The 12051-nt window shown below is 71.3% G+C and carries 12 protein-coding genes; 9 read left to right on the forward strand and 3 right to left on the reverse strand.

The annotated features are described in order from the left end of the window. Positions 1-34 precede the first annotated feature (34 nt). Genes PQV94_RS09915 through PQV94_RS09940 form a run of 6 tightly spaced genes read left to right on the forward strand, consistent with a single transcriptional unit; the run spans position 35 to position 6608 of the window. Positions 35-793, forward strand: a complete 759-nt coding sequence (locus PQV94_RS09915) for an NUDIX hydrolase (RefSeq protein ID WP_274285685.1) — start codon at positions 35-37, stop codon at positions 791-793. Next, positions 790-2115, forward strand: coding sequence for a quinolinate synthase NadA (nadA, locus tag PQV94_RS09920; RefSeq protein ID WP_274285686.1), 1326 nt, complete (start codon positions 790-792; stop codon positions 2113-2115). Before PQV94_RS09915 ends, nadA begins: the two co-directional genes overlap by 4 nt. After that, positions 2112-3641, forward strand: a complete 1530-nt coding sequence (gene nadB, locus PQV94_RS09925) for an L-aspartate oxidase (RefSeq protein WP_274285687.1) — start codon at positions 2112-2114, stop codon at positions 3639-3641. Before nadA ends, nadB begins: the two co-directional genes overlap by 4 nt. Beyond that, complete coding sequence (gene nadC / locus PQV94_RS09930) at positions 3635-4501, forward strand: carboxylating nicotinate-nucleotide diphosphorylase (protein WP_274285688.1); 867 nt, start codon at positions 3635-3637, stop codon at positions 4499-4501. Before nadB ends, nadC begins: the two co-directional genes overlap by 7 nt. 8 nt (positions 4502-4509) lie before the next feature. After that, the gene (locus PQV94_RS09935) at positions 4510-5646 is read left to right on the forward strand and encodes a cysteine desulfurase family protein (protein ID WP_274285689.1); all 1137 of its coding nucleotides are present in this window, start codon (positions 4510-4512) and stop codon (positions 5644-5646) included. Further along, complete coding sequence (locus PQV94_RS09940; RefSeq protein WP_274285690.1) at positions 5643-6608, forward strand: glycosyltransferase family 2 protein; 966 nt, start codon at positions 5643-5645, stop codon at positions 6606-6608. Before PQV94_RS09935 ends, PQV94_RS09940 begins: the two co-directional genes overlap by 4 nt. Positions 6609-6615: 7 nt before the next feature. On the opposite strand, the gene PQV94_RS09945 is transcribed toward PQV94_RS09940, so the two are convergent. Next, positions 6616-8478, reverse strand: coding sequence for an ABC transporter ATP-binding protein (locus PQV94_RS09945; protein ID WP_274285691.1), 1863 nt, complete (start codon positions 8476-8478; stop codon positions 6616-6618). A gap of 201 nt (positions 8479-8679) precedes the next feature. Here PQV94_RS09945 and PQV94_RS09950 point away from each other — a divergent pair, with 201 nt between their 5' ends. After that, positions 8680-10179 (forward strand): DHA2 family efflux MFS transporter permease subunit, encoded by a 1500-nt coding sequence (locus tag PQV94_RS09950; protein WP_274285692.1) that lies wholly within the window; start codon positions 8680-8682, stop codon positions 10177-10179. A 22-nt stretch (positions 10180-10201) separates the two neighbouring features. Here the strand turns inward: PQV94_RS09950 and PQV94_RS09955 are convergent, their stop codons facing one another. Next, positions 10202-10324, reverse strand: coding sequence for a hypothetical protein (locus PQV94_RS09955; RefSeq protein WP_274285693.1), 123 nt, complete (start codon positions 10322-10324; stop codon positions 10202-10204). A 48-nt stretch (positions 10325-10372) separates the two neighbouring features. Here PQV94_RS09955 and PQV94_RS09960 point away from each other — a divergent pair, with 48 nt between their 5' ends. Together PQV94_RS09960 and PQV94_RS09965 are read left to right on the forward strand one after the other, a co-directional pair. After that, a complete protein-coding gene (locus PQV94_RS09960; RefSeq protein WP_274285694.1) occupies positions 10373-10711 on the forward strand; it encodes a hypothetical protein in 339 nt (112 codons plus the stop codon). A 35-nt stretch (positions 10712-10746) separates the two neighbouring features. Continuing rightward, positions 10747-11283: a gluconokinase gene (locus tag PQV94_RS09965; RefSeq protein ID WP_274285695.1), complete on the forward strand. Its 537-nt coding sequence runs from the start codon at positions 10747-10749 to the stop codon at positions 11281-11283. On the opposite strand, the gene PQV94_RS09970 is transcribed toward PQV94_RS09965, so the two are convergent. Next, positions 11259-12050 (reverse strand): SDR family NAD(P)-dependent oxidoreductase, encoded by a 792-nt coding sequence (locus tag PQV94_RS09970; RefSeq protein ID WP_274288261.1) that lies wholly within the window; start codon positions 12048-12050, stop codon positions 11259-11261. The two genes, PQV94_RS09965 and PQV94_RS09970, sit on opposite strands and share 25 nt — an antisense overlap. Between the last annotated feature and the right edge of the window lies 1 nt (position 12051).

Raw genomic sequence — 12051 nt, forward strand, 5'->3', positions numbered from 1 at the left:
AATGACATTAAGATCGTCGCGAGTTAAGGTCACCATGACACGAACTAACCCCTCTCCCGACACCGCCGACGCCGAGTCCACCGAGACGCGCGTGGCGGTCTCGACCGTGATCTTCAGCCTGCGGCGTGACGGTGACGAGGATCCGCGGCTCGTCCTCCCCCTCGTCAAGCGCACGCGCGATCCGCACGAGGGGCTGTGGGCCCTGCCGGGCGGCTGGCTGGACGCCGCTGAGAACCTCGACGAGGCGGCGTCGCGAACGCTCGCCGAGACGACGGGCCTCAGCGCGAGCTATCTCGAGCAGCTCTACGCGTTCGGCGACATCGGCCGCTCTCCCAGCCGCGTCGTCTCGATCGTGTACTGGGCGCTGCTGCGCTCCGACGAGGTCGATGCCCAGAGCGCCGCTCACGCGGCCGCCGGCGACGCGCCCGAGAACGTCGACTGGTTCACGGCGACCGATCTTCCGACCCTCGCCTTCGATCACAACGCGATCGTGGACTACGCCCTGTGGCGACTGCGCAACAAGGTCGGCTACAGCCGCATCGCGCACGGCCTGCTCCCGGACGCCTTCACGCTCGCGGATCTGCGAGAGGTCAACGAGGCGATCCTGGACCGCAAGCTCGACCCCGCCAACTTCCGCCGGCAGGTCGAGAACAGCAACACCCTGATCCCCACCGAGTCGTTTCGCACCGGGAGTCACCGGCCGGCACGGCTGTACCGCTACAACCAGGACGTCGAGCTGGCCGATCGTGGCCCGCTCGGCCGCCCGCGAAGTCACGAATCGAGCACGACATGAGCACGACGCTGACCATCCAGCCGCGTCCCATCGATCCGTCCGTCGATCACGAGATCCAGGCGATCGTCTCGGGCGCCGGGTCCGGGTCCACCTGCAACACCGACCTTGCGGCGGGCCCGTGGGACTTCGATACGCGCCCCGGATACGGGCCCGGCGCGTCGATGGGCGATGTGATCCCCACCGGTTCCCCGCGCCAGGGCATGCTCCCTCAGGCCTACCGCGACGCGAGCGACGACGAGCTCGACGCCCGCATCCGCCGCGCCAAGGAGACGCTGGGCGACCGCGTGGTGGTGCTCGGGCACTTCTACCAGCGTGAGGAGGTCGTGCGTCATGCCGACTACGTGGGCGACTCGTTCCAGCTCGCCAACGCCGCGCTCGAGCACCCGGATGCCGAGGCGATCGTCTTCTGCGGCGTGCACTTCATGGCCGAGACCGCCGACCTGCTCTCGCAGCCCGAGCAGGCCGTCATCCTCCCTAACCTCGCCGCCGGATGCTCCATGGCCGACATGGCCGACATCGACCAGGTCGAGGAGTGCTGGGAGCAGCTGGAGGAGCTCTACGGCGACATGGACGCCCCCGACGCGGACGGTCTCGTGCCGGTGGTGCCCGTGACCTACATGAACTCGTCCGCCGCGATCAAGGGCTTCGTCGGGCGCCACGGCGGCATCGTCTGCACCTCCTCGAACGCGCGCACGGTGCTCGAGTGGGCGTTCGCGAGGGGCCGTCGGGTGCTGTTCTTCCCCGACCAGCACCTCGGACGCAACACCGCCAAGGCCATGGGTGTACCGCTCGCGCAGATGCCGATGTGGAACCCCACGAAGCCGCTCGGTGGCAGCGACGAGCAGACGCTCGCCGACGCCCGGGTCATCCTCTGGCACGGCTTCTGCTCCGTGCACCGCCGCTTCACGGTCGACCAGATCGACAAGGCGCGTGCCGAGCACCCCGGTGTCCGGGTGATCGTGCACCCGGAGTGCCCGATGGCCGTCGTGGATGCGGCCGACGAGGCGGGCTCCACCGACTACATCCGCAAGGCGATCGCCGCGGCGACAGAGCCCACGACCTTCGCGATCGGCACCGAGATCAACCTCGTGCAGCGTCTCGCCGCGCAGTATCCGCAGCACGAGATCTTCTGCCTCGACCCTGTGGTCTGCCCGTGCTCGACGATGTACCGCATCCACCCCGGATACCTCGCCTGGGTGCTGGAGGGCCTCGTCGCGGGCGAGACCCTCAACCGCATCACCGTGCCCGCCTCCGTCGCCGACCCCGCGCGCGTCGCCCTCGAGCGGATGCTGGCGGCCAAGCCCTCGGGCAGCGCGGCATGAGAGCGGTCGTCGTCGGCAGCGGCATCGCCGGGCTCACGGCGGCGCTCGCGGCCGCCGAGGGCGGAGCCGAGGTCACACTCATCACGAAGGCCGCGGCGGATGCGGGTAGCACGGCGCACGCGCAGGGCGGGATCGCCGCCGTCACTGCGGCGAGCGACTCCCCCGACGCTCACTTCGACGACACCCTGACCGCCGGCGCGGGGCTGAACGATCCGGCCGCGGTGCGGGTGCTCGTCGATGCCGGCGGCGAGACGATCCGCGCACTGCTGGCCGCCGGCGTGCCGTTCGACCGCGACGACACCGGTGAGCTGCGCCGAGGGCTGGAGGCCGCGCACTCGGCGCCGCGCGTCCTGCACGCGGGCGGCGATGCGACGGGTGCGGCCATCGAAGCCGCGCTGCTCGCCCGCCTCGCCGACAGCGACGTGATCGTGCGCGAGCAGACGTTCCTCGCGCACCTCGTCGTGCGGGAGGGACGGGTGACGGGCGTCGACGTCGTCGACGCGTCGGGGCGCCGCGAGCGGATCGAGGCTGACGCCGTCGTGCTGGCGACCGGCGGCGCGGGCCAGCTCTACGCCCACACCACGAACCCCTCGGTCGCGACCGGCGACGGCATCGCCGCCGCGATCCGCGCGGGCGCTGCGGTCGCCGACCTGGAGTTCGTGCAGTTCCACCCCACCGCCTTCGACGGCGACGACCCGTTCCTCGTCTCAGAGGCCGTCCGGGGCGAGGGCGCGGTGCTGCGGGATGCGGAGGGTCGACGCTTCGCGTTCGATGCGCACCCCGACGGCGAGCTCGCTCCCCGCGACGTCGTGGCGCGCGCGATCGCCCGGCAGTCCGCCGCGCAGCCCGGGGTCCCCGTCGTGCTGGATGCGACGGCTCTGGGCGGGGCGGAGGCCCTCGCCGCGCGCTTCCCCACGATCGACCGGGCACTGCGCGCACGCGGGATCGACTGGTCGACGACACCCGTCCCGGTCACCCCGGCCGCCCACTACCTGATGGGCGGAGTGCTCACCGATCTCGACGGGCGCACGAGCGTCGGCGGCCTGTTCGCCGTCGGCGAGACGGCACGCACCGGCGTGCACGGCGCGAACCGCCTGGCCTCCAACTCGCTTCTGGAGGGTGCCGTCTTCGGCGCCCGCGCGGCGGCGGCACTGCTGGCCGAGCCTGTACGCGCGGCCGTGTTCCCGATCGCTGGCGCCGCGACGCCTGCCGAACCCGCGAGCGACGCGCCCGCGTTCAGCCGGACGCGACTGCAGCAGTTGCTCTGGGATCACGCGGGACTGGAGCGCGACGAGGCCGGTCTGGCGCGCGCCGCATCCGTCATCGCGGCCTGGCGCCGCACCGCGGTCCCCGCACCGAGCCTGCCCGCGCAGAGCATCGCCGCGCAGGAGGACGCCAACCTGCTGCTGGTCGCCGAGCATCTCGTGGCCGCCGCTCGCCGGCGCACGGTGTCGGTCGGCGCCCACTTCCGTCGCGACGGCGCCCCGGTCGCCGCCGCCATCGTCCAGGAGGCCGAGGCATGCTGACATCCGCCACCATCGATCGGGTCGTGTCCGCTGCCCTCGAGGAAGACGCCCCCTGGGGCGACGTGACGAGCGAGACGCTCATCCCCGCGGATGCGGTCGCCACGGCGTCCCTGGTCTCCCGCGAGGGCGGCGTGTTCTCGGGCGGAGCGGTGTTCGCCGCCGCCTTCCGCCTGGTCGATGCTCGGACGCGGGTCGAGCTGCTCCTCGCCGACGGCGACCGGTTCGAGGCCGGCACGGCGCTGGCCACCGTCACGGGCCCCGCGCGCTCCGTGCTGACGGCCGAGCGCGTCGGCCTCAACTTCGTCCAGCGGATGTCGGGCATCGCGACCCTCACCGCCGCGTACGTCGCCGAGGTCGCGCACACCGGCGCCCGGATCGCCGACACCCGCAAGACCACGCCGGGACTTCGCGCCTTCGAGCGCCACGCGGTCGTCAGCGGCGGCGGCCACAACCACCGCTTCAGCCTGTCGGATGCGGTCATGGCCAAGGACAACCACCTCGCCGTGCTGGCCGCCTCCGGCGTCCCGCTCACGCAGGCGCTGCAGGAGGCGCTGGCACGTCTGCCTCACACGACGCACGTCGAGGTCGAGGTCGACCGACTCGACCAGATCGACGACGTCCTCGCCGCCGGCGTGGGCACCATCATGCTCGACAACTTCTCGATCGAGGACCTCCGGCGAGGTGTCGAGCAGATCGCCGGTCGCGCGGTCGTGGATGCCTCCGGCGGCGTCACGCTCGCCACCGTGCGCGAGATCGCGGAGACGGGGGTCGATGTGATCTCCGTCGGCGCTCTGACGCACGCGGCGCGGGGGCTCGACCTCGGTCTCGACATCGACCTGCGCCTGCCCGACCCGGTGTGAGCGGCGCGATGTACCTCGACAACGCCGCGACGACGCCCGTGCGTCCCGAGGTTCTCGAGGCGATGATGCCGTACTGGCGCGGGACGTTCGGCAACCCGTCCAGTCACCACGAGGTCGGCGAACAGGCGGCGACCGCCCTCGCCGACGCCCGGGCACGGGTGGCGGCGGTGCTGGGCGTGCGCACGGGCGACGTGATCTTCACCTCCGGCGGCACGGAGGGCAACAACCTGGCCGTCAAGGGGATCGCCCTGGGCGCCATGCTCGCGCGGGGTCGGCGCCACGTCGTGACGACGGGGATCGAGCACGAGTCGATCCTCGAGTCGGTGGCCGCCCTCGAGCGCCTCCACGGGTTCGACGCGACGATCCTCGATGTCGACGACACGGGCCGCGTGTCTGCGGATGCGGTCGCCGCTGCCCTCCGCGAGGACACGGCGCTCGTCACCCTCGGCTACGCGAACAACGAGACCGGCACCGTACAGGATGTGCGCTCGATCGCCGCTGTCACGGGCGCTGCCCGCGTGCCTCTGCACCTCGATGCCGTACAGGCGGCGGGCTGGCTGCCACTGTCCGGCACGGGGGCCGATGCGCTCACCATCGCCGGTCACAAGCTCGGAGCCCCGAAGGGCATCGGCGCTGCGGCCATTCGCGGCCGCATCCCGGTCGAGCCGGTTCTGCACGGCGGCGGGCAGGAGCGCGGGCGGCGCAGCGGCACAGAGGACGTCGCCGGCGCCGTGGGGCTGGCCACCGCCCTCGAGCTCGTCGAGGCGGAGCGCGCCGCATCCGCCGCCCGCGTCGGCGCCGCACGAGACGCGTTCGTGGCGCAGGTGCTCGCGGCCGTCCCGTCCGCCGCGCTGACCGGCCACCCCACCGAGCGGCTCCCCGCGACGGCGAGCTTCACGTTCGCGGGCACCAGCGGCGAGGCCGTGCTGCTCGAGCTCGAACGGCGCGGCATCGTCTCCTCCAGCGGATCGGCGTGCGCCGCCGGCAGCGACGAGCCCTCGCACGTGCTCGTGGCGATGGGCATCACGCCGGAGGTGGCGCAGACCGCCGTGCGCTTCACCTTCCCCCATGACCTGACGGTCGATCTCGGCCCGGTCGCCGCCGCGGTCGCCGCATCGGTGGCGGCGGTACGATCGGCGACGTGAGTCAGCGCCCCCTCGTCACGGTCGTCGTCCCCGGCTACCAGGTCGAGCCGTGGGCGCAGGCGGCCCTCGACTCGCTGCGCGCGCAGACGCTGTCGCGCTGGCGGGCTGTTCTCGTCGACGACGCGTCGTCCGACCGCACCGGCGACCTGTTCGAGGCGGCCGCCGTATCCGATCCGCGCTTCCGGGTGTTGAGGCTCACACGGCGCACCGGACTCGGCGCCGCCCGCAACGCGGCACTGGAGACGGTCGACACGCCGTACCTCGGGTTCCTGGACGCCGACGACGTGATGCTCCCGACGACCCTCGAGCGCTTCGTCGCCACCCTGGATGAGAGCGGCAGCGATTTCGCGGTGGGCGCGTACGTTCGCCTGCGCCCGGACGGGGCGGGCGGCTACACCGCCGGCGACGTGCAGCCCTGGGTCAGCGCCGCGACGACGCCCGCGCGGACGGCGACGACCCTAGAAGAGCACCCCGAGGTGACGGCCAACATCGTCGCGTGGTCGAAGCTGAGCCGCACCGAGTTCTGGCAGCGCACCGGGCTGCGCTTTCCCGAGGGGCGCCTCTACGAGGACCAGGTCGTCGCCCAGCAGATGTACGCGAGGGCGCGCCGGTTCGACGTCCTGTCGGACGTCGTCGTGCACTGGCGGGAGCGCGCAGACGGCTCCTCGATCACGCAGCATGAGGAGCGGCTCGACGTGCTGCGCGACTGCCTCGATGCGATGAGCGAGGGGATGCGGGTGCTCGACGGCACGGGGCACACGGCCGCGGCGCGCGCTCGTGCGGGGCAGCTGCTGCGCATGGACATCCCTCGGCTCGCCCGTGTGGCGGCCGGGCATCCGGACGACGAGTACCGCCGGCTGGTCGGCACGTTCGCTCGGTCGGTCTCCGAGCGGCAGGATGCGGCGGCCATCGCCGTCCCCGACGACGTGCGCCCGCTGATCTCCGCCGCGTTGCTGTGGTGACCGGCGCTCAGACGGTGAGCTGCTCGGACGCGAGCGCGGCGTAGAGCCCGCGCGCCGCGACGAGCTCGGCGTGCGTGCCCCGCTCGACGATGCGACCGTCGTCGACGACGAGGATGACGTCCGCGGCGACCACCGTGGACAGCCGGTGCGCCACCGTGATCGTAGTCCGGCCGCGGGCCGCCGCATCCAGCGCCTGCTGCACGACGCGCTCACTGCGCGTGTCCAGCGCCGAGGTGGCTTCATCGAGCAGCAGCACGGGCGGATCCTTCAGCAGCACACGGGCGATCGCGATACGCTGCTTCTCCCCGCCGGAGAGGCGGTAGCCGCGTTCGCCTACGACGGTGTCGTAGCCCTTCTCGAAGCCCGTGATGACATGATGCACGTTCGCGGCCTCACAGGCGGCGGCGAGCTCCTCATCGGTCGCGTCGGGCTTGGCATAGCGCAGGTTCTCCGCGATCGTCGCGTGGAACAGATAGGTCTCCTGCGAGACGATGCCGATCCGATCGATGACGGATGCTGCGGTGAGCTCGCGCACATCGGCGCCCGCGAACAGCACCGCGCCGCCGTCGACGTCGTAGAACCGCGGTATGAGCGAGAGCACGGTGGACTTCCCGGCGCCGCTCGGCCCGACCAGCGCCACGTGCTGCCCCGGCTCGGCGACGAAGGACACCGCATCCAGGAGCGGACGCGAGGAGGCGGCCGACTCCGGGTAGCGGAAGGTGACCTCGCGCAGCTCGACGCGTCCCACCGGGCCCGGCGCCGCGGAGACGTCGATCGCATCGGGTGCATCGCGCACGGCCGGGCGCAGATCGAGGTACTCGAAGATGCGCGCGAACACGGCGGCGGAGGTCTGCACGTCGAGAGCGACGCGCATCAGCCCCATGAGCGGCTGCAGCAGGCGCGCCTGCACGGTCGTGAAGGCCACGATCGTGCCGGCCGAGATCCCCGCATCCGCACCGCCCGACATGAACAGACCCGCCACGAGGTAGATCACGGCGGGAACGCTTGCCATGATGACGCCGACGAGCGCGAAGAAGCCCTGGCCGCTCATGGCCTGACGCACCTGCAGCCGGATCTGGATGCGGTTCTGCGCCCCGTAGCGCTCCGACTCGCTGCGCTGCCGGTTGAACGACTTGGCCAGCAGGATCCCCGACACGCTCAGGCTCTCCTGCGTGATGGCCGACAGCTCCGACAACGACTCCTGCGTCTGCCCCGCGATGCGGGCGCGCACCTGTCCGACCCGGCGCTGGATCAGCGCCAGGATCGGCATGAGGAACACGGCGATCAGTGTGAGCCGTGCGTCGATCAGCACCATGGCGACGAGGGATGCGACGACCGTGACCGTGTTGCCCAGCACACTCGTGACGGTGTTGGTCAGAACACCCGAGACGGCGCCCACGTCGTTCTGGAGCCGTGACTGGATCACGCCGGTCTTCGTGCGCGTGAAGAAGCCGAGCTCCATCGACTGCAGGTGATCGAACAGACGCACGCGCAGGTCGCCCGTGACGTTGTTTCCGACCGTCGAGGTGAACCAGGTCTGGGCGACCTGCAGGCCGCCCGAGGCGAGGAAGAGCACGGCCATGATCGCGACGAGGCGCACGAGCAGCCCCATGTCCACCCCCGACCCGTCGGCGGGGAACAGCGCATCGTCGAACACCCGCTCGACGATGAGCGCGGGCACGACGGCGACGGCGGCGCCCGCGACCACCAGCAGCGCCGTGATGACGAGGCGCGCCCGGTAGGGACGGAACAGCGCGGCGATCCGACGTCCGAGGTGAGGGATGCGGGGAGCCTCGGCGTTGCGCAGGCGCTGTGCCGCCGCATCCACTCCGCGAAACCCCGGCGGATGCGACGGGCCGGCCATACTCATGGGCTCAGCCTAGATCTCCCCCGCGTGCCGGGCTCCGAACCGGTAGTCTTGTCCGACGCGCATCGGTGCCGGTCGCGGGCGAGGACAGGCCCGACCGGATTCCGCCGCCTCGGGAATGCCCCGCCCTCTCGCCGCGTTGTCAGATTCGCTCGCCACCTCCGGCGGCCGTCCCCATCCCTTTTCGATTCCGAGGAGACGACCATGCACGCCGAATCCGTCCAGACCGGTTCCGTGGCCACCACGACCGACTCCGCCCCCGCCGTCCGCTCCGGTGAGAACCGCATCATCTGGCTGCTGCTCGTGGCAGCCTTCGTCGCGATCCTCAACGAGACGACGATGGGCGTGGCCATCCCCCATCTGATCGTCGACCTCGGCATCACCGCCGTGCTGGCGCAGTGGCTGACCACCGCCTTCATGCTGACGATGGCAGTCGTGATCCCGATCACCGGCTTCCTCCTGCAGCGACTCACGACTCGGGCCGTGTTCATGACGGCGATGTCGCTGTTCTCCTTCGGAACGCTCATTGCGGTGCTCGCGCCCGGCTTCGAGGTGCTGCTGGTCGCACGCGTCGTGCAGGCGTCCGGCACGGCGATCATGATGCCGTTGCTCATGACGACGCTCATGACGATCGTCGCGCCGTCCGCGCGCGGTCGGATGATGGGTCGCGTCAGCATCGTGATGGCCCTCGCGCCGGCGATCGGCCCGACGATGTCGGGCTTCGTGCTGGAGAACCTCGGGTGGCGCTGGATCTTCGCGATCGTGCTGCCCATCGCTCTCGTCTCGCTCGCCATCGGGGCGCGCTGGATCTCGAACGTCGGCACCCAGACGCACGCCCGCATCGACGTGTTCTCCGTCATCCTCTCGGCCTTCGGCTTCGGCGGGGTCGTATTCGGTCTCAGCCAGATCGGCGGCGGCTCGCACGGCGGTTCCGCGGATGCGGCGGCCACCACGTCGTCGTTGACCCTCATCATCTCGCTCGTCGTCGGCGTGCTGGCGCTGGGCGTGTTCGTGTGGCGCCAGTTCGTGCTGCAGCGCGAGGACCGCGCTCTGCTGGATCTGCGCGTGTTCCGTTTCACGAACTTCACGATCTCGGTCGCGCACTTCGCGGTGCTCTCGCTCGCCTTCTTCGGCACGATCACCGTGCTCCCGCTGTTCGCGCAGAACGGGATGAAGCTGAGCCCGCTCGTCACCGGCCTGATCGTGCTGCCGGGTTCGCTCGCGATGGGTCTCGCGGGCCCGCTCATCGGCCGCATCTACGACCGCTGGGGAACCCGTGTGCTTCTGCTGCCCGGATCCATCCTGACGGTGTCGCTGCTCTGGGTGTTCACGACCCTCTCGGAGACGACCCCGATCTGGGAGCTCGTGGTCACCCAGACCCTGCTCTCGGTGGGCCTCGCCATGTCGTTCACGCCGCTGTTCACGGCGTCGCTCGGTTCGCTCGCACCGCGCTTCTACTCGTACGGCAGCGCCATCGTCAGCACCGTTCAGCAGGTGGCCGGCGCCGCGGGAATCGCCGTCATGATCACGATCATGAACGCGGGCTTCATCGCCAACGAGGCGTCGGGCGATGCGGCCGCATGGGCGGCCGGTGCCCGCAGCGCCTTCATGTTCGCCGCGATCGTGGCGATCCCGACGATCGTCGGCGCGCTGCTCATCCGCAAGCCCGCCGATTCGATCGGCGCTCCGCCCGCAGGGCACTGACGCAGGCGGAGCCCGAGAGGGGTCAGTCGATGCTGCAGGAGCCGCCGCCGCAGCAGCCGAACGACTCCTCCGGGCTCGGCTGCGCGTTCTCGTCCTCAACGGGACGGACGTTCAGCAACTGGATCGGCGAGGGCTTCGTGGACATGACGACCATGCTACGTCCGCTAGGCGTCGCTGTCGCCCCGGTGATGCCATGAACTCCGCGAGCGCATCGTGGTGCCTCAGCCGCGCCGGCGGGGTGGTCTGCACGAGACCCCGCGGCCACGCGGGTCTGCACAACCGGTCCGGCACGTCGCGGATGTGGTCGGACCGGGAAGCGGACGCACCGTTGTGTCCGGGCTCGGGGGCGCCGGCCACACCCGCACCGCGGCTGGCCGACGGGTTTCCGCATGGCACGGCGCTCTGCGAGGCCTGTTGGGGCTTCGTCCCGCTCGACGACGGCCTGCTCGCGCCGCACGACGCCTTCCGCGGTGCCGACGATGCGGAAGAGGCCGGCCGACGCAGCGTGTGGTTCAACACCCACGGCTGGTGAGGGGCTCTCCACGCGACGGCCGTAGGCTCGAGCGTATGAGCGAGACGACGGGACGGATGCGGATCGTCGTCATGGGCGTCTCGGGGGCGGGAAAGTCGACGGTGGCGCTCGCGCTTGCCGCGCGGCTCGGCGGCGTCTATCTCGACGCGGATGATCTGCACGACGATGCGGCGCGCGCGAAGATGGCCGCCGGGGTTGCGTTGACCGACGAGGATCGCGCGCCCTGGCTCGGTCGCGTCGGTCTCGCCTTCGGCACGGCGAGCGAGACGGGCCCCGTCGTCATCGCCTGCTCGGCGCTTCGTCGCCGGTATCGCGATCTCATCCGTGCCGAGGCCACCGAGCCCATCTTCTTCGCCGCGCTCGAGCTCGACGAGGCCACCCTCGCGAAGCGGGTGGCTGCGCGCACAGACCACTTCATGCCGGTGAGCCTGCTCGCCTCGCAGCTCGAGACGCTCGAGTCGCTCCAGCCGGATGAGTGGGGGGTGACGGTCTCGACGCGCGACAGCGTGCCCACGGTCGTCGCACGAATCGTCGAGGCCCTCCCCTATCAGGGAACGATCGAGTCCACGTAACCGCCGTCGGCGCGCACCGCCGCGCCGGTCGTCGCCGATGCCAGTGGCGAGGCGAGGTAGACGACCAGATTGGCGATCTCGCTCGGCTCGATGAGGCGCCCCAGCAGCGACTGCGGCCGCGCGGTGCGCATGAACTCGCGCTGTGCCTGGTCCCACGGCAGATCCCGCCCGACGACCTGCGCCACGAACTCCTCCACACCGGGGGTGTGCGTGGGCCCGGCGATGACGGCGTTGACCGTGACGCCGGTTCCTGCGGCGGCCTTCGCGAACCCGCGCGAGGCTCCGAGCACGGCGGTCTTCGAGGTGCCGTAGTGGATCATCTCGGCCGGGATGACGATGGCCGAGTCGCTCGCGATGTTCACGACGCGCCCCCATCCCCGCTGGATCATCTGCGGCAGCAGCTCACGCGTCAGGCGCACGCCCGACAGCACGTTCGTCTCGAAGAAGCGGCGCCAGGCGGCGTCGTCGATCTCCAGCGCCTCGGCCGCCTCGAAGATCCCGAGGTTGTTGACGAGCACGTCGACGCGCCCGGCCTGCGCCACGAGGGCCGCTGCGCCTGCGTCATCGGCCGCGTCGGCCACGATGCCGCGCGCTGCATCTTCGACCTGCGCGTTGATCTCGGCGACGGCACGCGCGACGGACTCCTCGTTGCGACCGTTCACGATGACTTCTGCGCCCGCCTCCGCCAGGCGCAGAGCGATCGCGAAGCCGATCCCTGCCGACGACGCGGTCACCAGCGCCGTCTTGCCCGTCAGATCGATCGACACC

This window comes from Microbacterium sp. Clip185, assembly GCF_028743715.1.
Taxonomy (GTDB): Bacteria; Actinomycetota; Actinomycetes; order Actinomycetales; family Microbacteriaceae; genus Microbacterium.

Coding starts and splice junctions, on each gene's coding strand:
- PQV94_RS09915 (WP_274285685.1), top strand. CDS start 35: ATGACACGAACTAACCCCTCTCCCGACACCGCCGACGCCGAGTCCACC.
- nadA (WP_274285686.1), top strand. CDS start 790: ATGAGCACGACGCTGACCATCCAGCCGCGTCCCATCGATCCGTCCGTC.
- nadB (WP_274285687.1), top strand. CDS start 2,112: ATGAGAGCGGTCGTCGTCGGCAGCGGCATCGCCGGGCTCACGGCGGCG.
- nadC (WP_274285688.1), top strand. CDS start 3,635: ATGCTGACATCCGCCACCATCGATCGGGTCGTGTCCGCTGCCCTCGAG.
- PQV94_RS09935 (WP_274285689.1), top strand. CDS start 4,510: ATGTACCTCGACAACGCCGCGACGACGCCCGTGCGTCCCGAGGTTCTC.
- PQV94_RS09945 (WP_274285691.1), bottom strand. CDS start 8,478: ATGAGTATGGCCGGCCCGTCGCATCCGCCGGGGTTTCGCGGAGTGGAT.
- PQV94_RS09950 (WP_274285692.1), top strand. CDS start 8,680: ATGCACGCCGAATCCGTCCAGACCGGTTCCGTGGCCACCACGACCGAC.
- PQV94_RS09955 (WP_274285693.1), bottom strand. CDS start 10,324: ATGTCCACGAAGCCCTCGCCGATCCAGTTGCTGAACGTCCGTCCCGTT.
- PQV94_RS09960 (WP_274285694.1), top strand. CDS start 10,373: ATGAACTCCGCGAGCGCATCGTGGTGCCTCAGCCGCGCCGGCGGGGTG.
- PQV94_RS09965 (WP_274285695.1), top strand. CDS start 10,747: ATGAGCGAGACGACGGGACGGATGCGGATCGTCGTCATGGGCGTCTCG.